General features: G+C 39.1%; 15 protein-coding genes and 10 tRNA genes. 14 read left to right on the forward strand and 11 right to left on the reverse strand.

Going from position 1 to position 20,921, the window contains the following annotated elements; translation table 11 throughout:
• Nucleotides 1-3 precede the first annotated feature (3 nt).
• Nucleotides 4-927, forward strand: coding sequence for an agmatinase (gene speB / locus H5118_RS08190; protein ID WP_182748454.1), 924 nt, complete (start codon nt 4-6; stop codon nt 925-927).
• A gap of 54 nt (nt 928-981) precedes the next feature.
• Here speB and H5118_RS08195 read toward each other — a convergent pair whose 3' ends face one another.
• The 3 genes from H5118_RS08195 to H5118_RS08205 are packed head-to-tail and all read right to left on the reverse strand — an operon-like array spanning nt 982 to nt 3,508.
• Nucleotides 982-1,380: a DoxX-like family protein gene (locus H5118_RS08195; protein ID WP_182748455.1), complete on the reverse strand. Its 399-nt coding sequence runs from the start codon at nt 1,378-1,380 to the stop codon at nt 982-984.
• The gene (locus tag H5118_RS08200) at nt 1,367-2,389 is read right to left on the reverse strand and encodes a M48 family metallopeptidase (protein WP_182748456.1); all 1,023 of its coding nucleotides are present in this window, start codon (nt 2,387-2,389) and stop codon (nt 1,367-1,369) included. The genes H5118_RS08195 and H5118_RS08200 overlap by 14 nt, the downstream gene beginning before the upstream one ends.
• 9 nt (nt 2,390-2,398) lie before the next feature.
• Nucleotides 2,399-3,508 carry a YjgN family protein gene (locus H5118_RS08205; protein ID WP_002958576.1) on the reverse strand — a complete coding sequence of 370 codons (1,110 nt, stop codon included), beginning with the start codon at nt 3,506-3,508 and terminating at the stop codon, nt 2,399-2,401.
• Nucleotides 3,509-3,900: 392 nt separating this feature from the next.
• Here H5118_RS08205 and H5118_RS08210 point away from each other — a divergent pair, with 392 nt between their 5' ends.
• The 10 genes from H5118_RS08210 (at nt 3,901) to msrB (ending at nt 15,958) form a co-directional block, all read left to right on the forward strand.
• A complete protein-coding gene (locus tag H5118_RS08210; protein WP_024605434.1) occupies nt 3,901-4,104 on the forward strand; it encodes a DUF1656 domain-containing protein in 204 nt (67 codons plus the stop codon).
• 168 nt (nt 4,105-4,272) lie between these two features.
• Nucleotides 4,273-5,133, forward strand: a complete 861-nt coding sequence (locus tag H5118_RS08215) for an HlyD family secretion protein (RefSeq protein WP_024605435.1) — start codon at nt 4,273-4,275, stop codon at nt 5,131-5,133.
• Nucleotides 5,134-5,143: 10 nt separating this feature from the next.
• A complete protein-coding gene (locus H5118_RS08220; RefSeq protein ID WP_002958579.1) occupies nt 5,144-7,180 on the forward strand; it encodes an FUSC family protein in 2,037 nt (678 codons plus the stop codon).
• 76 nt (nt 7,181-7,256) lie between these two features.
• Complete coding sequence (locus tag H5118_RS08225) at nt 7,257-7,988, forward strand: RNA methyltransferase (protein WP_182724598.1); 732 nt, start codon at nt 7,257-7,259, stop codon at nt 7,986-7,988.
• Between the two features lie 67 nt (nt 7,989-8,055).
• A complete protein-coding gene (locus H5118_RS08230; RefSeq protein ID WP_182748457.1) occupies nt 8,056-11,457 on the forward strand; it encodes a chromosome segregation SMC family protein in 3,402 nt (1,133 codons plus the stop codon).
• Between the two features lie 74 nt (nt 11,458-11,531).
• Entirely contained in the window at nt 11,532-12,299 is a 768-nt protein-coding gene (gene zipA / locus H5118_RS08235; RefSeq protein ID WP_182733428.1) for a cell division protein ZipA, read from the forward strand.
• An 80-nt stretch (nt 12,300-12,379) separates the two neighbouring features.
• Complete coding sequence (ligA, locus tag H5118_RS08240) at nt 12,380-14,398, forward strand: NAD-dependent DNA ligase LigA (protein WP_182748458.1); 2,019 nt, start codon at nt 12,380-12,382, stop codon at nt 14,396-14,398.
• Nucleotides 14,399-14,408: 10 nt separating this feature from the next.
• A complete protein-coding gene (locus tag H5118_RS08245; protein WP_182712209.1) occupies nt 14,409-14,927 on the forward strand; it encodes a DUF2919 domain-containing protein in 519 nt (172 codons plus the stop codon).
• 2 nt (nt 14,928-14,929) lie between these two features.
• The gene (locus H5118_RS08250) at nt 14,930-15,370 is read left to right on the forward strand and encodes a hypothetical protein (protein WP_138489371.1); all 441 of its coding nucleotides are present in this window, start codon (nt 14,930-14,932) and stop codon (nt 15,368-15,370) included.
• A gap of 147 nt (nt 15,371-15,517) precedes the next feature.
• Nucleotides 15,518-15,958, forward strand: coding sequence for a peptide-methionine (R)-S-oxide reductase MsrB (gene msrB, locus H5118_RS08255; protein ID WP_024605441.1), 441 nt, complete (start codon nt 15,518-15,520; stop codon nt 15,956-15,958).
• A 4-nt stretch (nt 15,959-15,962) separates the two neighbouring features.
• On the opposite strand, the gene H5118_RS08260 is transcribed toward msrB, so the two are convergent.
• The 8 genes from H5118_RS08260 to H5118_RS08295 all read right to left on the reverse strand — a co-directional run bounded on the left by H5118_RS08260 (nt 15,963) and on the right by H5118_RS08295 (nt 19,252).
• Nucleotides 15,963-17,609, reverse strand: coding sequence for a tetratricopeptide repeat-containing response regulator (locus tag H5118_RS08260; protein ID WP_033020645.1), 1,647 nt, complete (start codon nt 17,607-17,609; stop codon nt 15,963-15,965).
• Nucleotides 17,610-18,115: 506 nt separating this feature from the next.
• Nucleotides 18,116-18,191: transfer RNA gene (locus tag H5118_RS08265), tRNA-Val, on the reverse strand.
• A gap of 61 nt (nt 18,192-18,252) precedes the next feature.
• Nucleotides 18,253-18,328, reverse strand: a tRNA-Val gene (locus H5118_RS08270).
• A gap of 32 nt (nt 18,329-18,360) precedes the next feature.
• Nucleotides 18,361-18,436, reverse strand: a tRNA-Val gene (locus H5118_RS08275).
• 48 nt (nt 18,437-18,484) lie between these two features.
• Nucleotides 18,485-18,560: transfer RNA gene (locus tag H5118_RS08280), tRNA-Val, on the reverse strand.
• 151 nt (nt 18,561-18,711) lie between these two features.
• A tRNA-Val gene (locus H5118_RS08285) sits at nt 18,712-18,787 on the reverse strand.
• Nucleotides 18,788-18,948: 161 nt separating this feature from the next.
• Nucleotides 18,949-19,024, reverse strand: a tRNA-Val gene (locus H5118_RS08290).
• 152 nt (nt 19,025-19,176) lie between these two features.
• Nucleotides 19,177-19,252, reverse strand: a tRNA-Val gene (locus tag H5118_RS08295).
• A 1,126-nt stretch (nt 19,253-20,378) separates the two neighbouring features.
• Here H5118_RS08295 and H5118_RS08300 point away from each other — a divergent pair.
• The 3 genes from H5118_RS08300 (at nt 20,379) to H5118_RS08310 (ending at nt 20,787) form a co-directional block, all read left to right on the forward strand.
• Nucleotides 20,379-20,454 (forward strand) — tRNA-Ala (locus H5118_RS08300).
• Nucleotides 20,455-20,491: 37 nt separating this feature from the next.
• A tRNA-Glu gene (locus tag H5118_RS08305) sits at nt 20,492-20,567 on the forward strand.
• Between the two features lie 144 nt (nt 20,568-20,711).
• A tRNA-Glu gene (locus tag H5118_RS08310) sits at nt 20,712-20,787 on the forward strand.
• Nucleotides 20,788-20,921 lie beyond the last annotated feature (134 nt).

The following is a 20,921-nucleotide window of genomic DNA, read 5'->3' on the forward strand; positions in this document are numbered from 1 at the left end:
GCAATGTCAACTTTGTTTGGTCACGCAGATCACTCATTGTACTCAAATGGGATGACGTTTTTACGTCGTCCTATGGTGCAAAACATTAATGCAATTGATGCAGACGTAGTGGTTTTAGGCTTACCATTTGATTTAGCGACCTCGGGCCGCCCTGGTGCGCGCTTAGGCCCTGATGCAATTCGTCGTGCATCGGTTCATTTAGCATGGGAAGACACTAAATACCCGTGGACTTTCCCGTTGTTTGAGCGCTTAAAAGTGGCAGACGCAGGGGACTTTACTTACCCTGTTGGCGATCCTGAGTATTTTACTGCGCAACTAGAAATGGCTGCTGATCAAATACTTCGCCAAGGTAAAACACTATTAGGTTTAGGGGGCGATCACTTTGTAACGCTTCCGCTATTACGTGCTCATGCAAAAATACATGGCAAAATGGCGCTGGTACATTTTGATGCGCACACCGATACTTATAGCAATGGCTCGCGATTTGATCACGGCACTATGTTTTATCATGCACCAATGGAAGGGCTGATTGATGTTGAGCACAGTATACAAATAGGTATTCGTACCGACTTTGATCAAAGTAAACATGAGTTTGCTGTGATTGATGCAATGCAAGCCAACGATTTACATGCTAATGATATTGCAGCGCAAATACTTGAGCGAGTAGGTGACCTACCTGTTTACTTAACGTTTGATATAGATTGTTTAGACCCTGCGTTTGCGCCTGGTACAGGCACTCCTGTGTGTGGTGGTTTAACGTCAGATAAAATACTTAAAGTACTGCGTGCGCTGAAAGGCATAAACATGGTGGGTATGGATGTGGTAGAAGTATCACCTTCGTACGACCAAAGTGAGCTTACCGCAATTGCTGCAGCAACCATTGCGAGCGAATTACTGCATTTGTGGACGCATAAAAATAAGTACTAATTTTATAAATTTTGTACTACAAAAAAGGGTATGCATTTGCTTACCCTTTTTTATTTAGAGGTATCGATTATTCAACTGCTCAATTTCTTTTAACCAAATAACGCTTAGCCCAATAAGCGGCAGGTTAGTAGTTACAGGGTTAAATGCTTCAATAAGCAATTGTGGCTGCATTACAACTACAGCAAGTAAAAGCCCCATAAGCGCCAATATATTTAAAGCTACCAAATGCTTATGTTTATAAAACACAAATAAACACAAGCCAAATATAATTTCGCCAACACCCGCCGAACGTGTAATTAAATCAGACACTTCGGCTGAAAAACCAGCACTGCCAGTCATTAATTTTTCAAGTGGTGCTACGTGATAAAGCTTTGGGAAAAAGCCGTGATATATCCAACTTAAACTCACTATGTAGCGAGCAAGTTGGATATAACCGCGATTATTTCCTAGCATTGTCAATACGCTCTTGTGCACTTGGGTGGCTAGATAAGTACTCTAATAAGTCATTTACTTTTTCGAGGTGTTCGTTTTCGCTGGTATGGCTTTCTTGCAGCGCTTCTATTGCATCAGCAAAGTCATTACTCGAATACCCAAGCGATTCTAATTGGGTGAGTGCAAAGCTATCTGCCTCGCGTTCCATATCTCGTGAAAACCCTTGCTGAGCAAACGATGCACCCGTACCTAATGCAACCTCTGCAACTCCCTCTAAATCACCAAATACAACTGCTAGTACAATCGTACTTGCGGCAGATTGTGCTGTAATACGTACGCTATGCTGGTGGACTACATGGCCCATTTCGTGTAGCAATACCGCTTTTAGTGCATTGGGTTTATCGGCAAGTAAATTTGCTAAATCATCGGTTACCACGATACGGCCATGGGGTAGTGCAAACGCGTTAGCACCAAAGCTGTCTGATTTATAAAACGATAACCTATAAACCGATTGGTCAAGCGATAACGCATTAAGCATACTTGTAAAATGTGCTTGTACTTTAGTTTGCTGCTCTGCGGGCAGCTCACTTGGGTCAAGCGCAATCTTTTTAATAAGTGTAAAGCTTTGCTCCCCCATTTGTTCCACTACATTACGTGGCAGGGTATCAACACTGTAAACAGCAATGGCAGGTACCGCTTTATAAAGTACTAACCACATAAAAAGTGGTGTAAATATGACTGCGGCTAAAATTGCCCATTTACTTTTTTCAAGGCGCTCCATTATGTGATGGTTATTTTCTTTAAATGGCCATCTGTAACTTACATCTTGAGGAATAAAACGACTGCCATCTTCAAAGTTTAGTTCGTCGGCAAGTCCTGCCATCCCCGAACTTAATTTAAGACTTGAGATTGCGTGGCGAGCGATAACGTGTTCATCGTTGATAACCTCAATGTGTGTGTCGCTAATAGTTGCAACACACACTTGATAGTTACTCGATGCGATGGGGAAAAAATGTCCCTTTACATGCATGGTGAGCTCTTAAGTTAAAGAAAGGTCAATATCAAATACGTTTGCAGCTTCTTCAGCAAATGATGATTGCTGTTCTTGCGCGGTATCGATTAGGTTTAATGCACCAGGATAAATAGTGACGTTAGTTACATCAGCGAGCATTTTTGATGTACGTACTTTTGTCCATGGGTATGCAAGCCCTAAAGAAAATACAATAGCCAACATATTAGTTAATAGTAAAACAGCGAAAGGAATTGGTTTTAGCTCTGATTTAAATGTAGCAACGCCTTCAAAATGGCTGTTATCAAAAATGTGATTTCTAATAGCGGCGTGCCATACAGCAGAAACAATGGCAATCATTAGCACATAGGCAATCATCATAAAGATAGGAAGCATAACCATCGCTGCAGAGTTTTCTAAATTTTGTTGGTTTTCAATATCTACTAAGTTGAGGCCAAATAATCCTAAAATCCCCATAAATACCACCATGGTGATAGAGCTCACTACAAAGCAAATAAGCGCTGTTAGGTAATAGGTTTCGCCTTTAAGATTTACAGTAAGTGGTTTATCGCCATAACTAATATTGCTATGGATATAACTATCAATACGTTTTATAACGTAAGGCATTAATAAATAAAGCGTAAATATGCTTGCAATAGGTAAAAGTATAAAGTTAACAAAGGCTTCGCCATAACTGCCTTTAAAAGCAAAGCGAACATTACGATGGCGGGTCATACGCAGATTAAAACGTAAACCTTGGTTAATAATCCATGGCATTAAAAAGATAAAACCAAGAGCAATAAATAGGCCTAAAATAGGCATAAAGCTAATAGAAAATGTATAAATAAAAAATACAACAACCGCTAAAATCCGACCTTTTAAAATTTGTATTGGTGTTGCTAGGTAGTCAAAACTATGGCCATCTATACGGGTGTGGCCGTAAAAATAGCGATGCGTACGTACTTTAGCCCACGCCGAATATATGCCAAGCGTAATAACGCTAAGTAATATATTTACAATCCAAATTCCAAAAAACTCACCACCTTTACCACTAAATTGCACTTTTCCGCTAAAAATTGGTTCAGCAGGTTCATTTATTGGTGGGGTTGTTTCAGATGGGGTAGGGTGTATTGATTCCATTAAATTATATCCATGTTGTTTTTTTGTTAATTTACCCATTTTTAGTGCAAAATTCAATGTTTATAATTATCCAACCCTTCTGCAAACAGCTATAAATAGGCGTTTTAAATATTGAGTTAAATACTCTAATACTTTTTTATAAATAAACCTCGCTGGTTTATTTATTTGGCTGGTAACTGGGGTCTTTAGCTTATTAATATGCGATTTAGCTACTATACATACTTAGTGCTGCTTAAATGTAATGGCATTAATTATGTATTAAGCACACCTACGTACAATTAAGCTAATTGATTTATATGCCAAAATAATAGATTGTAAGAGTAGTGCGGATGTAAATTTATTTAGGTTTTACAGCTTTTATCACCGCTTTAAATAACATTAGGATATTTATTATGTTCCAAGCAGTCGTGTTAGGGGGGTTAGAGTTTAGCCCGCTGATTGTTTACTTCCCAATAGCATTTATTTTAACGGCGTTGACTCGTTTTGCTTTGCATCGACTAGATTGGCATGACCGTATTTGGAAAGTGGCTTGGTTTGAGGTGTCACTATTTGTTTGTTACTTGGCACTCGCCGTCTATTTATACCAATCTGTTTAATTAATTGAGCTATTTTGAGGCAAGAAAACCGTGTCGATAACAAGGCAAAAATTTCGTTATTTAGTTGTTCTATATCAGAAATTTTTAACACAGTTAGCGTCAGGTTTAAGCCCTCAAATTACTCAAGTATTATTGCGGGTTGGTATTACTAAGTGGAAGATAAATTGAATGATTAAATATCTGCGTATTACTTTTACTATCTTGATTGTTATAGCTGCGGTTTTTGCTGGGCGTTGGGTATGGACTGACTACATGCATACTCCTTGGACGCGTGATGGGCGTATTCGAGCCGATATTGTCACGGTTGCTCCAGACGTGTCGGGTTGGGTAACTGCTTTAAATATTAAAGATGGTCAAAACGTACAAAAAGGCGAAGTACTTTTTAATGTTGATAAAAAGCGTTATCAAGCAGCGCTTGATAAAAGTAAAGCAAACACAGAAAACGCATTGTATACATGGGAACTTGCTAAACATAAATACGAAAGACGTGTTGAGCTAAACACTCAACAGGCAATAAGTGAAGAAACTTTAGAATCAACGCGTATCAATACTAAAATTGCTGAGGCAAATTATAACCTAGCTAAAACAGAGCAAACAATTGCGCAGTTAAATGTTGATAGAACTAAAATTGTTGCGCCTGCATCAGGGCAAATAATTAATTTAAATTTACGCCAAGGTAACTATGTAGCTCAAGGCACACCTGTTTTTGCTATTGTTCAGTCAGATTCATTTTACGTAACGGGTTACTTTGAAGAGAGTAAAATACCGCTTATTTATCCTGATCAAAAAGCTAAAATAGCGCTTCTAAGCGGTGGTAAGCAATTAACAGGGCACGTAATGAGTGTAGGTAAAGCCATTGCAAATACGAATACACAAAGTAACGGTCAGCTTTTACCGCAAGTGCAACAAACATTTAATTGGGTACGTTTATCACAGCGTATACCTGTTGATATTAAGTTAGATTCATTGCCCGAAAATACACAGCTTAGCGCAGGAATGACCGCCACTATACATCTCGCTACACGTTAAGGGGAATACAGTGGGCGTTGTATTACAAAATTTGTTTTTTCCTAAAAAACAGGCAATTATTTTTGCGACTAAGGGCGTTATAGCCATGGTGATGGCGCTCACTATTGCTATGTCGCTTAATCTTGAAAGGCCTTATTGGGCGTTAGTCTCGGCTATATTTTTGCAATTACGCCCGCAAAGCGGATTGGTTATTGAAAAAGCAATTTGCCAAATAATAGGCACCATAGTGGGCGGTTTATTTGGCATATTGCTTTTAACTCAGTTAATTCTCTACCCTTATTTAGCGCTCGGTGCACTGGCATTATGGTTGGGGGTGAACTCTGCGTTATCGGCAATGGTACGCCAAGCAAACTTTGTGTATGCGTTTGCTATGGCCGGTGTAACAGCCGCCATTATTGTACTTTTAGTCATGGTTACTCCGGCAATGGTGAGCAGCCAAAGTATATTTGATATTGCACAAGCGCGAGTAAGCGAAATAATAATAGGCTCTGTATGTGCTGGGCTTGTGAGTCATCTATTTTGGCCTGTAAAGGTTAAACATTTACTGCAAACACAAGCGCGGTCGGTTATAAATCAAACGTTACATTATTTAGTTATTGAGCTTGATTCTAAGGGCTCGCACGAAAACCGTCATCAGCAAATAGATGGCATTATGGCAACATTGGGATCAATAAACGAAGATTCCAGCGCAGTAAGGTACGAAGGACCAAAAGGTCCAGGGCGCTCGCGTGCTGCAAATCAGTTGTCGCAAAAAGTACTTTCTTTATTGGCCTTAATTCAAATAATTGGCCGTCTACAGCGAAACCACGAAGACCTTATTACACCTACTTTAGATAAATTAATAAGTAAACTTAAGCACGTATTTGCGCAAATTAAGGAGTCTGACGATTTTGATTACTGCGCCGAACAAGTTAAAACGCTGCGTAAAGAGCTAACCGACTATAGAGCAAATACGGTGTGTGATTCGCCATTTGAATCTCACATGCTCAATGTGAGCTTAGAAGTAGCAGCCGACTTAACAATTTTACTACGCGCATACAGAGCGTTAGAAGAGCGTGATAAAACATTATTAAATGCACCCAGTATGCTTACATATCGCGACCCATTAGCTGGCATTATTGTTGGATTTAGAACTGCTTTGGTATTTTCTATCGGCGCATTTATTTGGATTAATACAGGTTCTTCTGCTGCATTATTAATTATGATTTTACCGGTCATATTTTCGATAATGTTGGCGAGAATACCGTTAGCTATTTTACAGGTGGTAATAAAGCGTTTATTGGTAGGCGTGGTGGTTGCTGCTATTGTAACTATTTTTTACGCACTCAATTTATTATCACAAAGTGGTGGGCAATTAGAAATATTGCTACTTGTATTAGCAGGGCCTTATTTTTTGGGTTTATTGCTGCTAGCTGATCAACAAACATTGCCATATGGCTTGGGGTTTTGTATCCCATTTACGATTTTGGTAAGACCCAGTACCGATATGAGCCTTGCGTTTTCAATCGATTACACACTTAGCTCTGCAATGGCAATTTTTGCGGGGGTGAGTATTTTATTTTGGATTTTTCAGTTATTCACAGGCCCGAGTGTACAATTACTTGTTCATCGTGTTTTTAAGGCTACTTATAAAGATTTACTCGAAATAAATAACCATCCAACCCCAAGTATTTGGTATAACCGCCGCATGGCAGATAGGTTAATACGCTTAACTAATTACGATCAAGGTTCACACTCACGCGTTATTACAGATCTTGCACTAACCGCTCTAAATTTAGGGCATGCGTCGGTACGTTTAAACTCAATTTGTGAAAATTTGGCTGGTAATACAAAGCTAAAGTATTTAAATGAGTGGCAGCGTACATTAGCCGATGCATTTATGTTGGCAACCAAGGGCAAATTTAATAATAAGTTTAAGCAAGCGTCAGATAATCTTTATGAGGAATTGGCTCAGACGGTTGACGATTCAAATCAATTAGAAGCAATAAAAGGCATGTTTATTCGCATTAATCTGACCTTTGAAAGAAGTGCGAGTAAGATAAATTAGCCCCATTCGCTGCTTTTCGAGTTCAGATGTTATAGCGAAATCTGTTATACTTGCTGGATAATTTTATGGGGCTGTTATGATTTCAAAAAACCAACTCAAACTTATTCGCCAACTTGGCCAAAAAAAGTACCGAAAGCAATATAATCAATACCTTGTACAGGGTGAGAAAAACGTACTTGAGTTATTAAACAGCCCATTAAATGTGGTTAATATTTTTGCTACAAACGAATTTATAAATGCGTACCAAGGTAAGTATCAGCACGCTAATTTTATTGAAGCTGATGAAGAAGTCCTCACCAAAGCCAGCACGCTAGTTAGCAATAATGCAGCCATTGCTATTGTTGATATGCCAAAGGCAGCTTTACCACAAGCAAGTGGCTTAATACTCGCACTTGATGGCGTATCAGACCCTGGTAATTTAGGCACAATAATAAGAGTGGCAGACTGGTACGGTATTAAACATATAGTAACTAGCACCGACAGCGCAGACGCTTACAACCCAAAAACAATTAGCGCCACGATGGGCTCATTTGTAAGGGTATCGGTAAGCCAAGTAGATTTACCTGATTACCTACAGTCTTTAAATTTACCTGTTTACGGTGCTTTTTTAGATGGGCAAAGCGTGCATAAAACCCAATTTACGGGCTCAGGCGTTTTACTAATGGGCAGTGAGTCGCATGGAATACGCGAGACATGTGCAAAGTTAGTAACTAATAAAATCACCATCCCCGCTTTTGGTGGTGCAGAATCGCTTAATGTTGCAATGGCGACCGGTATTATTTTAGATAATTTTAAACGACAAGCTTAACAATTTAACTGTTAATGAGTTAAATTGTTTGTAATCAATAACAATAATAATCGGTAATAACAATAAGATGCGCTTAAGCACTATTAAATTAGCGGGCTTTAAATCGTTTGTAGAGCCCACTAAAATTCCATTTCCTGATCAAATGACGTGTGTTGTTGGCCCCAATGGCTGTGGCAAATCTAACGTTATTGATGCAGTACGATGGGTGCTAGGTGAAAGCTCTGCTAAAAACCTGCGTGGCGACGCCATGACCGACGTTATTTTTAATGGCTCAACTAATCGAAAAGCCATATCACAAGCCTCTGTAGAGCTTGTTTTTGATAACGATAAAGGAAGTCCTTCAAACACATTTGCCGATCGAAACCAAATTGCTATTAAGCGTTTAGTAACGCGCGACGGACAGTCACTGTATTTTTTAAATGGCAGTAAATGCCGTAAGCGTGATATTACCGATATATTTTTAGGCACCGGTCTTGGTCCACGTAGTTACGCAATTATTGAGCAAGGGATGATCTCGCGCTTAATAGAAAGTAAACCACAAGAGCTGCGCGTATTTTTAGAAGAAGCCGCTGGCGTTTCTAAATACAAAGAGCGCCGCCGCGAAACTCAAACTCGTATAAAGAGCACTCGCGAAAATCTTGAACGTTTGTTAGATGTGCGTAAAGAATTACAAAGCCAGCTCGATAAATTGGCTGTGCAGTCGGTTGATGCAAAAAAATACCGCGAATTAAAAGCACAAGAACGTACGCTAAAAGGCCAAATTGCCGTTTTAAAATGGCAAAAGTTACATCAGCAGCAACTTGAAAAAAGTGCCCAAATTAAAAAACTTAATGATCAAATTTTGTTTTTTAAAACCGCTAACTCAGGGCATGACGATGTACTTGCAAGCCTAGAGGGGCAAGTACAAGCCCAGCAAGATAAACTAAGCGATGCACAGCATCAGCAACATGTAATACACACCGAGCTTACTCGCGCTGAGCAACAACAAATCAATGTAAAGCAGCAAACCCAAACGCTTAAACAAAGTTTAATTAAATTACAGCAACGCCAAATTCAAAGTGCTGAGGTAAAATCGCAGCAGCAAATTGTGTGCGAGCAACTTAATGAAGCCCTGCAAGAGGCAAATGAAAACGCCTTAATATGTGAAGAGCAAGTTAGTGGGTTAACGCATGAACTTGAGGAATTATTAGCACTTAAGCAGCGCCACCATACTCATTGGCAAGCTTTGTGTGAGCAACAGCAACAGCTTAATAATAACGTGCAACTACATAGTAGTCACATTAAACAAACTCAGCAGCAAATAAGCCACGTTAACGAGCAAATTGATCAGTTAACTGTTCAGCTTAGTGAGCTACAAAGTAGTGATGTAGAGCAGCAGTTAATACAGCAAACACAGCAAACACAAACCTTAACTCAAGAACTTGCCGCTAAACAAACAGCACATACGAAGTGCACTGCTAAGCTTGAAGTGCAAAATGAGCTTGTTAATAACTCACAAAAACAATATTCGACGCTCACTCAAACAATAAACGAGTTAAAAGCCAGTATAACGGGGCTTAAAAGTACATTAGGGCTTGATGAGAAAAGTGAACGTACTAATGGTTTGTTTAATCAGCTAGGTGTTAAAGAAGGCTTTGAGCTTCTAATAGAGCAAGCACTTAAATCTTTAGAGCATTTAAATGTAAGTGAGCAGCAAGCTGATAACAGTGTGTGGCCAAATAGTGATAAAAGCATGCCAACAAATAGCTTAGCTACATATATAACAAGCGGTGTTTATCCAGAGCATTTAGCACGTATTGCTTATAGTGAAAGCGGTGATTTAGAAATACTAAAAGATAGTTTTTATACAGCCATTATGGATAAAAACGGTGCTTTATATGGTCGTAACTGGCATGTAAGTGCCGAATGTAATGCAGAAAACTCATTACTGTTAAAGCATAAGCAATTGCAAGATAAAGCGCAGCAATTAAATAATACCGAGGACGAGCTACAACAAGTAACACACACGCGTGACGTACATACAGCTGAGCAAATAAAGTTAGTTAACGAGCAAAGCGAGCTAAAAGAAGCCATACATGAGCTTGCGCAAAATATAGCGGTAGCCAGTACGCGCAGCGATATGCTCAAACAGCAAGTAGCACAATTTAAGTTACAACTAGAAAAGCTACAGCAACAAAAACAGCAATTCACCACTGCGCTTTTACAATTAAATACCGTGCTTGATGAGCAAGTAGCGCAATTTGAAGTGTTAAATGAGCAGCAACTTAACTTAGCGGATGAAATAGACGCTGCAAATAGCTTGCGCTCACAAAGTAATAAAAGTTATAGCGAAGCATTAAGCATGCTTGAGCAATATAAAACACAAGCACATAAGGCAACGCTCTCAGAGCAAAAGGCACGCAGTGAATGGCAGTTAAGCCAAACCAAATTGAGCCATGCGGAGCAAGAGCACGTTAGTGCATCAGAAGGTGCGCAAGAACTACTAAATGAAATAGAAGAGCTGCTGATACCAGGGCAAGAACTTAGCGATAAAATTACGCAGCTCTTAGCACAGCATCAAAAAGGTGAGCAGGCATTAGTATTGCTACAAAAAGAATTAGCTCAGGCGAAAGAGAGCTTAAACACTAAGCAAATAAGCCTTAAAAATTCACAAGGTGAGCTGGTGGGCTTGCAAGAGCAGCACCAAAAGCTAACAATTGAAGAACAAAGCTTAGTAATAAAAGCGCAAGTTGCGCTTGAACCATTAGAAGAATTAAAACAAAGCTTAAAAGCAATACTTGATGAATTACCAGATTCATTAAATTTAAGTGCAGCACAAAATCAGTTAACCGGATTTACTAATCAGTTAGATAAATTAGGTGCAGTAAACTTAGCGGCAATAGAAGAGTTTGATTTAGCCAAGGCACGTAGTGATTATCTTGATAATCAATTAGATGATTTAACAAAAGCGTTAAGTACCCTTGAAGGTGCAATTCGTAAAATTGATAGTGAGACCAAAACACGCTTTAAAGCGACGTTCGATCAAGTTAACGAAGACTTTGCTGAGCTATTTCCTAAAGTTTTTGGTGGTGGGAGCGCGTATTTAGAATTAACCAGTGACGATTTACTCGAAAGTGGTGTTAGTATAATGGCACGACCACCGGGTAAGAAAAATTCAACAATTCATTTGTTAAGTGGTGGAGAAAAAGCGCTGACCGCATTATCATTAGTGTTTTCTATATTCAGGCTCAATCCAGCTCCTTTCTGTATGCTGGACGAAGTAGATGCACCACTAGATGATGCCAACGTTGTGCGTTTTTGCCGTTTGGTTGAAGAAATGTCACAATCAGTGCAGTTTATTTATATTAGTCATAATAAAATTGCGATGGAAATGGCAGGTAGATTAACAGGTGTTACTATGGCAGAACCTGGCGTATCGCGTATGGTTGCTGTAGATATAGAGCAAGCTGTGCAACTTGCACACGCATAAATTTTTATAACAAGTGTATTAGTTTTTCATTAATATACAGGTTTTAGGCATATCAAATAATAAAAGGTGAGGGGATGGCCGAACAATTAAGATGGGTTTTAATCGTTATCAGTGTAATTGTCATTGGTGGTTTATTAATACATGGATTGTGGTCAGTCAGAAAAAAAGACCGCCCAGAAGTATCGGATAATAAACGGGTTGAGCCATTACAACAAAGCGCACCAGCTTCATCTAAACCGTTTCGTACTGAGGCTGAGCCAAAAGAGCCAATGCAAGACGAACGTGATGAGCCACAATTTGGCGAGCTTAACTTTGATGCAAATGAGCCGCAAATTGATACAAGCGTGCCAGAAACACCAATTGAAGACGACCTAGAGATAGTTGATGATCTTGAAACAAAAGATCAAAGTGCTGAAGAAGCGCCTACTCAAATGTCTGACTTTGTTATTGTGCATATTCAAATGCCAGAAGAGCTTAGTATGCAGGGCAGTAAATTATTACCAGCAGTTAATACTTTAGGTTTTAAATATTCTGAGGAAGGTTTTTTTAATCGCCACTTAGATCCGGCTGGCCAAGGCCCTGTTTTATTTAGATTAGTAAATATGTATAACCCAGGTACGTTTGATATTGATAATATGGAACAGTTTAGTACCGCTGGGGTAAGCTTATTTATGACGTTACCGTGCGACGGCGATGGTCTAGCGGCATTTAATATGTTGCACAGCGCAGCTAAAAAGTTAGCGGATGAATTTGGTGCACAAATTTTAGATGCTGAGCGAAATGAAATGACAGTAGAGCGCATCAGGCAATATGTTGAACAGGTTCGTTCTTTTTCAGAGTAAATAACGCATACATTATATTTTTATAAGCCACTGGACGGTGAATCGTCAAAGTGGCTTTTTTTATGTTTATTGAGGTTTAAATGTCTAGCAGCATTAGTGAGCAAATTAATCATCTTCGTACTACATTAGAGCAACACAACTATAACTATTATGTGCTCGACACCCCCAGTATTCCTGATTCTGAATACGATAGGTTATTACGCGAATTAAGCGCACTAGAGATGCAGCACCCTGAATTTTTAACCGCCGACTCTCCGACACAAAAAGTAGGCGGTGCCGCACTGAGTAAATTTGAGCAAGTAGCGCACCAAGTACCCATGTTATCGCTTGATAACGCGTTTAGTGAAGAAGAATTCACTGCGTTTAATCGTCGTATAAAAGAGCGCTTAATGAGTACTGATGAGCTTACTTTTTGTTGTGAGCCAAAACTTGATGGATTAGCCGTATCAATTATTTATCGTGATGGTGTGCTTGTACAAGCGGCTACGCGGGGTGATGGCTTTACCGGTGAAAACATTACTCAAAATGTTAAAACCATTCGTAATGTACCGCTTAAGTTACGTGGTGATTACCCAAAAGAGCTTGAAGTGCGCGGCGAAGTATTTATGAACAGCGCTGGCTTTGATAAATTAAATACTGAAGCGCAAAAACGCGGTGAAAAAGTATTTGTTAACCCGCGTAATGCAGCCGCGGGGAGTTTGCGTCAACTCGACTCTAAAATTACAGCTAAACGCCCACTCATGTTTTATGCCTATAGTACCGGGCTTGTAGCTGATGGCAGTATTCCTGAGGATCACTATCAGCAATTAGAAAAGTTAACTGATTGGGGGTTGCCACTGTGCCCAGAAACAAAATTAGTTGAAGGTCCTAAAGCCGCGCTTGAGTACTACAGCGATATTTTAACACGCCGTGGTGAGCTCAAATATGAAATTGATGGCGTAGTAATAAAAATAAACCAAAAGGCCTTACAAGAGCGTCTAGGCTTTGTGGCACGAGCTCCCCGCTGGGCTATAGCGTATAAATTTCCCGCGCAAGAAGAAATAACCCAACTGCTGGATGTCGAATTCCAGGTGGGCCGTACTGGCGCTATTACCCCAGTTGCACGCCTAGAGCCTGTTTTTGTTGGTGGTGTTACCGTATCAAATGCAACACTACATAATGGTGATGAAATTGCACGCTTGGGTGTAAAAGTAGGTGATACAGTTATTATTCGCCGTGCTGGAGATGTAATCCCACAAATAACGCAAGTTGTACTTGAGCGCCGCCCTGATGATGCCAGAGATATCGAATTTCCAGTAACTTGTCCTATATGTGACTCTCATGTTGAAAAGGTTGAAGGCGAAGCTGTCGCTCGTTGTACGGGTGGGCTTGTATGTCCTGCACAACGCAAACAAGCAATTAAACACTTTGCGTCACGCAAAGCGCTGGATATAGACGGCCTTGGCGATAAAATTGTTGATCAGCTGGTAGACAGAGAGCTTATAAAAACACCCGCTGATTTGTTTGTTTTAAAACAAGGACATTTTGAGTCACTTGAACGAATGGGACCTAAGTCAGCGAAAAATTTAGTAACAGCCCTTGAAGAGGCGAAAGGCACTACGCTTGCTAAGTTTTTATATTCATTAGGTATTCGCGAAGCAGGTGAGGCAACAGCACAAAATTTAGCTAATCACTTCCTTACCCTTGAAAATATAATAAATGCCAGCATTGATAGTTTAACGCAGGTAAGTGATGTAGGCGAAATAGTTGCAACGCATGTTCGTGGCTTTTTTGATGAAGAGCATAATTTAGCAGTTGTTAATGCGCTTATAGAGCAAGGCGTAAACTGGCCAGCGTTGAGTGCGCCTTCTGAGCAAGAGCAACCACTCGCAGGACTTACATATGTACTTACCGGCACGCTTAATACACTTAACCGCAATGATGCTAAAGCTCGCTTGCAGCAATTAGGTGCTAAAGTATCTGGTAGCGTATCAGCGAAAACTGATGCGTTAGTCGCAGGTGAAAAAGCAGGTTCAAAACTAACTAAAGCGCAAGATTTAGGTATCGACATACTCACGGAAGATGAATTAATTGAGCTGCTTAAAAAGCATAATGGCTAGGAAAGCGACAATGAGCCGATATGGGCCAGAATACTGGGATAAGTACGGAAGTTACCGTACACCTATAGCATTTCATTTAAGTTTGCTGGTGCTTTTACGTGGCTATTTTATTTGGGTGATTGCGGCTTTAAGCCGCAGGCCTGAACTGGATTTAATGTCGTTATTTTTTAAAAATAAAAATGATTTTTTTATCGCAATAGCAATTGGAAGTATTGCAATAATACCGACTATTTTATTTTGTTTACGCAGACCACGAGATTCACACAGTGCGAGCGATAAGTTAGCAAAAATATGGCGACATATGCGCTGGCCTCTTATTTTATGTGCTGTTGTTGATTTAACATGGTTAAGTATTCAGGCAGCGCATAGCCATTATCGATTTTCATCATTTTTAGCAGTACAAATGATGATTGTTTTATGGGTATTGTGGTATTTGGTGAAAAGCCGTTATTTAACCGTTTTTTTTAATGATTGGCCTGAGCCGACAGAAAAAGCATCAGAAGAAAAAAAGCGACTTAAAAGGGATTAGTTGTGGACGCTGTAAATAAAAAAATAGCGATAGCTATATCGTTAATAGGGTTAGTGCTTATTATTTTAATGATTAGCACTGAGCTTTTAGAGTCTATGTGGTTTAAAGCGCTATTTGGGTTGTGGGTATTTGTTTTTTGCTCAAGCGTTTATAGGCTAACGCCCTTATTTAAATCAAGAAATAGGCTAGAGGATTTTATTCAGCGAGATGCCCAACATTTACTACTTTTTAGTTTGATGGGATTTTTTGATAAAAAGCATGGTCCAAATTGGTTAGTTATTGAGAGTATTGAACGCATAACAACAAAGGATGATGAGCTAATTATTTACAGTAATAACGAGCGCCAAATGAGTGTTAGTTTACCTGTAAAAAAAGCAGAGCTAGATAGTTTTATTAAACGAATACTTACCGACTCAGAAAAACAAAATATTACCTTTAGCTGAGGAGATTACCTTTAAAATTGAACGAGTTTTAGTTTTAAACGGTCAACACTCTTTAGCTGATCTTTAGTGTATTAAATAACGTAATAATTAACCGTACTTCTTATAAATTTATTAAGTACGGTTAATCAACTATTCAATGAGGCTATTATGTTGAAGTGGAATGATGTTATTAACTTTGCCACCAACGGCAATCCTACCCCAAGTAAAAAAGTAGTCAAAACTGACGAGCAGTGGCGGATGCAACTATCAGAAGATGAATATTACGTAACACGTAAGAAGGGAACAGAGCGCCCAGATAGCTCGGGTAGTTGTACATTACTCGAACCTGGCAAGTATGTGTGTATTTGCTGTGATAATCTATTGTTTGATGCCGATGAAAAGTTTGATAGTGGCACTGGTTGGCCGTCATTTACGCAACCTGCAACAATTGAAGCGATTGGTTATGTAAACGATACAAGTCATGGTATGGAGCGCATAGAGGTGGTTTGTAACGTATGCGATTCGCACTTAGGCCATATTTTTCCAGATGGCCCATTACCAACAGGTTTACGTTATTGCGTTAATGCCGCAGCAATGAAAAAGATCTAATATTTTATTTACTAGCGCTTTGAATATCTAAATTCATTTCTTTTGCTATATGTAAAATCTTATCTAAACGCTGCGTCTGATCTGCTTGTAATTTAGTTTTATCAAGAAGGGCGTAGCATCTTCTAGCAAGATCCATATTAAATGAGCTGCCAGATTGCTTGGTTGAATCAAATAGGCACTGTAATAAATTAAGTGCAATACTCTGATTGCGAGGCATTACTCTAAATGCTTGCGTAAAAGCTTCCAGCGCAGTATTTAACTGCCCTTTATTAAATTGATTAACGGCATGGTTATTAAGCTCTTTTGGACCCATTTTAATATCGCGTCGCTCACTTTGTTGCTGCTGAATATAACGCAAGTAAGTTGTGTCGCTAACTGCAGGGTGTCTTTCACAGTGGCTAATTATTTGTGTGAATAAGGTTTGCGCCTTCTGATGAAACCCCAGTTCATGAAATGCTTTTGCTTTATCAAGTGCTCCATCAACCGATCGGATATGAGTATCGTCGTCATCAAGCTGCTCAATTAGCTTTTTCGCTTTTTGATGCTCGTCTTTTAAGTAATGAAGTCGTGCATTAAGTACATCAATTTGCGCTTGATTTGCATTATTAGGAAACTGTTTTTTTAAATCATTAATGTACTGATTTGTTTGTCTAGAAATTCGTTGAATTTGATCAGTTTGATCAGTCGTTAACGCAAAGTCGATACCGGCACGTGCTGCATTTAAATATACATCGGGGTGGTCGTGTATTGAGTGCTTTGCAAAGGTGGCTATATCTTTTTGAGTTAAATAGCTTTTTTCGTAGTCGTGATTAATTAGCGACACATTACTTAACGATTTTTGGCGTGTGATGTTTCGCGGTGCAATGTCTGCTGCTTGACTTAAAAAGCTTTGTGCTAGTTCAAACTGATTTAGCTTTATTTCTAATCTGCCCAACAAATCAAGGGCTACTAAACGAGTTTCTTGGCGCTCTAACATTGTCTTGAGCATTCGCTGCGCCAAAATATGTTCGTTATTCGCTATAAGTGCCTCTACTAAACCTACTTTTGCCCAAGCAAATTTTTGAATATCGAGAACAGACTTAAAAAAGTCTTTTGCATCTTGAGCACGCTTTAAGCGAAGTAGGGCATCGCCTTTTAAGCGAAGTAGGATAGGACTGTAATTATTATTTTTTTTATCCAGAGCGGTATCAATAAATTTAATAGCTTTTGAATCGTTACCATCATCAATTAATGAATACACTGTTTGTAAGTCGTGTTTACGCTTTAAGATTCGTTCAATGCGTGTTTTAAGCTCTTGTACTGTAAAAGGCTTAACTAAAAAGTCATCTGGCTGCAGCTCAAGAACACTATGAACGAGTGAGCCACTTGTTTCTGCTGAGATAAAAATAAAGCCAGTCGAACTTTTTATGAGCTGCTTTACACGTAGCTCTTCATAAAGCTGGTAGCCATCTTGGTGTTTGTTTAAGTTGAATGAGCAAACTATTAGATCAAATTCTTCACTTAAACACTGCTCTTTTGCAGAGTTTGCATGATCAGCAAAGCGCAACTGCCGAAAGCCAAGCCTTTCTAACGATTGTTTCATATAGCTTTGAGCAAGTGGCTGCTCCTCTACTATAAGTATTTTGGCTTTTGAATAGATCTTAGTTGGCATTGGCTTAAGCGTAATTGTATTTAACACAGACTATAATCAACAGTTTAACTCCTTACAAGGGAATTTAAATGATAGCTGTATTTATTAGGTACTTAACTTTGCCTAATACGTTTATCTAACTACGAAAGTACTGAGCCGAATAACATAATTAAAAACCAAATAAGTAAAATGGAAACGCTATATTTGATGAGTGCTTTGATATGGAAATTTAGATTTTAATAAAAATATGAAATATATTTAAGGTAAAAATAGGAGTTAAACGTATTTAATATGGGAAAAAGTTATTACTAGAGAAATTGTTTAATGGTATTTATATGTGGTGGGTGATTACTTGGCTTGATACCAGTGACCCTCGCCATTATTTGTAAAGGGTGGTGATGCTCTTTTTCTTACGACTAAGTTAATTACATACGATTTTTATATTGAGATTTTATAAAGTTCTTAAATGTATTTAATATGAAAAGAAAGAGTTATTACTAGAGAAGTTATCTGATGGTATTTATATGTGGTGGGTGATACTGGACTTGAACCAGTGACCCTCGCCTTGTAAGGGCGATGCTCTCCCAACTGAGCTAATCACCCACATATAATAGGTATGCCTGTTATTTAATTCTTTATTATCAATTAACCGCTTGATGTAATTTGGTGGGTGATACTGGACTTGAACCAGTGACCCTCGCCTTGTAAGGGCGATGCTCTCCCAACTGAGCTAATCACCCAAATTACATTTTAATATGCACCATTCTAGGAATGGTGGGTCGTACTGGACTTGAACCAGTGACCCTCGCCTTGTAAGGGCGATGCTCTCCCAACTGAGCTAACGACCCATATTAAATTTTAAAACGCGACTATTGATATAATAATAGGTTTATATGTGGTGGGTGATACTGGACTTGAACCAGTGACCCTCGCCTTGTAAGGGCGATGCTCTCCCAACTGAGCTAATCACCCACATATAAATTAAAACGCTACTATTAAAATAAATAGTACTGGACTTTAACCAGTGAACCTCGCCGTTACTTGTAAATAGCGGTTATGCTCTCTTTTTCTAACTGAGCTAACGACCCATTTAGATTTTTTGTAATATGCACCATTTAAAAAATGGTGGGTCGTACTGGACTTGAACCAGTGACCCTCGCCTTGTAAGGGCGATGCTCTCCCAACTGAGCTAACGACCCATATTACATGCTACTACCGATATAGATAGTACTGGACTTTAACCAGTGAACCTCGCCATCTTTTATAAAAGGCGGTGATGCTCTCTTTTCTTGTAACTGAGCTAACGACCCATATTACAATTTTAAAACACGACTATTAATATAGTAATAGGTTTTATATGTGGTGGGTGATACTGGACTTGAACCAGTGACCCTCGCCTTGTAAGGGCGATGCTCTCCCAACTGAGCTAATCACCCACATATAATTTAAAACGCTACTATTAAATAAATTGTACTGGACTTTAACCAGTGAACTTTGCCGTTACTTGTTAGTAGCGGTAATGCTCTCTATTTTCTAACTGAGCTTATGACCCATATAGAATTTAGATGTGAACACTTTAACTAAAAAGTGGTGGGTGATACTGGACTTGAACCAGTGACCCTCGCCTTGTAAGGGCGATGCTCTCCCAACTGAGCTAATCACCCACATCTAAACAACATTGCATTGCTGCGTTGTTGTGGGGCGCTATTATAGATAGAGTTGGAAATGTGTCAACACTTGAATGATAAAAATGTGCTGAATGAAGGTTTTATAAACAATAGGATATGGTTGAAGTCTATTTTATCATCAAATTTGATATTGCAGTTCAATTAAGCACCTAAAAGTGAGTAGGGAATTGTATTTTATTAACCTTAAATTTAGTTTTACGATACTCATTGTTTTTTTACTGGAGTCGTTTTTATGATTATGAGCAAGATCGATTAATATTAGGGCGAGTTATTTAGTGAATAGAGTGGTCCTTTAAAAATGAATTTAATCTAAACTTCCCAAAATAAATGCTATTTCAGCATTCTAAACTCTATTTTTGTACTTACTTTATTTTTATAAGCCAACCTAGCCATCTCGTAAATACGTATTCCTCGCTACTAGCTTCGGGTTAAGACTAAATAGATCACATATAACTAGGGCGTGTTGACCTTTGTGGATTCAAATTTGTTCAATCTAGGGACGATTAAATCGTGGCGCGAGGTTTGTAACCTAGTGGGCCAAGTAAAAGCCGAGCAAAGCTTCCGCTTCACCCACCAAAGATCAACGCGCCTTGAAGTTTTATACATAGAATTACGAAGCAACAGTGCTCTTTTAAAAATGCTCTTCAAACAATAATCGAATTTTTTAGTACGAGTTACGCTGGTTATTAAGCAAGTAAAGGCTGCGGGTACTCTCAAACCCACATTTAAGTTTTGGTTATTATAAGCAATTGTAACTTTTAAAAGATTAAGGCGATTGGCGGGGCCTTAATTGGTAGTTTATAGATAAGTTTAATTTGCATATAAATGTATACCTTTGCTTTGATGCAATTTTGTTTCATTAAATGGGGGAGTGGGGGCTATTGAGTATTCGCTGCAATATAGTGATGTTATTATAAGCAGTAGGGCTTGAATCTTATTCAAATTGTATTTTTTAGCACGCTTGATAGCCAGTTTGTTGAAAATTAAACCATTTAAATAAAGCTAGGTAAAAAACTGTTGACTTTATTTTGGGTGGTGCATAGAATGCGCCCCGCACTAAGCGATACACGATGTGTTTATCACGGTGGGTATTGATTAAGTTGGGGCCATAGCTCAGCTGGGAGAGCGCTTCGCTGGCAGTGAAGAGGTCTGCGGTTCGATCCCGCATGGCTCCACCAAAAATTAGTGTTTTGTCCTAGGGTAGCAGTTTTCTGTGTCCCCATCGTCTAGAGGCCTAGGACACCGCCCTTTCACGGCGGTAACAGGGGTTCGAATCCCCTTGGGGACGCCACTTAACTTTTATTAGTTAAAGGCGGTTTTACCGAGAAAATAGCGTCACAATTAAAGCCCGAGTCTTTACTTGTATTAAACGCAATTACCTTAAAGCTCATGATGTGAGTTAAACTTATCAACTGTCCTAGTGACACATTTATGTGTCCCCATCGTCTAGAGGCCTAGGACACCGCCCTTTCACGGCGGTAACAGGGGTTCGAATCCCCTTGGGGACGCCACTTACTTATTTTTAATAGGGAAGTGTAGTGTTATTAAGAAAGCTCGCCTGAAACGAGTCTAAAAATTCAGTTGTCCTAGTGACACATTTATGTGTCCCCATCGTCTAGAGGCCTAGGACACCGCCCTTTCACGG

It is taken from the genome of Pseudoalteromonas sp. SR41-1 (assembly GCF_014164015.1).
GTDB classification, from domain to species: domain Bacteria; phylum Pseudomonadota; class Gammaproteobacteria; order Enterobacterales; family Alteromonadaceae; genus Pseudoalteromonas; species Pseudoalteromonas distincta.

What these genes read in the sequence shown, in the direction of transcription:
- H5118_RS08200 (WP_182748456.1), bottom strand. Translation starts at nt 2,389, where the DNA reads ATGCATGTAAAGGGACATTTTTTCCCCATCGCATCGAGTAACTATCAA.
- zipA (WP_182733428.1), top strand. Translation starts at nt 11,532, where the DNA reads ATGGCCGAACAATTAAGATGGGTTTTAATCGTTATCAGTGTAATTGTC.
- H5118_RS08230 (WP_182748457.1), top strand. Translation starts at nt 8,056, where the DNA reads ATGCGCTTAAGCACTATTAAATTAGCGGGCTTTAAATCGTTTGTAGAG.
- H5118_RS08260 (WP_033020645.1), bottom strand. Translation starts at nt 17,609, where the DNA reads ATGCCAACTAAGATCTATTCAAAAGCCAAAATACTTATAGTAGAGGAG.
- H5118_RS08210 (WP_024605434.1), top strand. Translation starts at nt 3,901, where the DNA reads ATGTTCCAAGCAGTCGTGTTAGGGGGGTTAGAGTTTAGCCCGCTGATT.
- ligA (WP_182748458.1), top strand. Translation starts at nt 12,380, where the DNA reads ATGTCTAGCAGCATTAGTGAGCAAATTAATCATCTTCGTACTACATTA.
- H5118_RS08215 (WP_024605435.1), top strand. Translation starts at nt 4,273, where the DNA reads ATGATTAAATATCTGCGTATTACTTTTACTATCTTGATTGTTATAGCT.
- H5118_RS08195 (WP_182748455.1), bottom strand. Translation starts at nt 1,380, where the DNA reads ATGCTAGGAAATAATCGCGGTTATATCCAACTTGCTCGCTACATAGTG.
- H5118_RS08205 (WP_002958576.1), bottom strand. Translation starts at nt 3,508, where the DNA reads ATGGAATCAATACACCCTACCCCATCTGAAACAACCCCACCAATAAAT.
- H5118_RS08225 (WP_182724598.1), top strand. Translation starts at nt 7,257, where the DNA reads ATGATTTCAAAAAACCAACTCAAACTTATTCGCCAACTTGGCCAAAAA.
- speB (WP_182748454.1), top strand. Translation starts at nt 4, where the DNA reads ATGTCAACTTTGTTTGGTCACGCAGATCACTCATTGTACTCAAATGGG.
- msrB (WP_024605441.1), top strand. Translation starts at nt 15,518, where the DNA reads ATGTTGAAGTGGAATGATGTTATTAACTTTGCCACCAACGGCAATCCT.
- H5118_RS08245 (WP_182712209.1), top strand. Translation starts at nt 14,409, where the DNA reads ATGAGCCGATATGGGCCAGAATACTGGGATAAGTACGGAAGTTACCGT.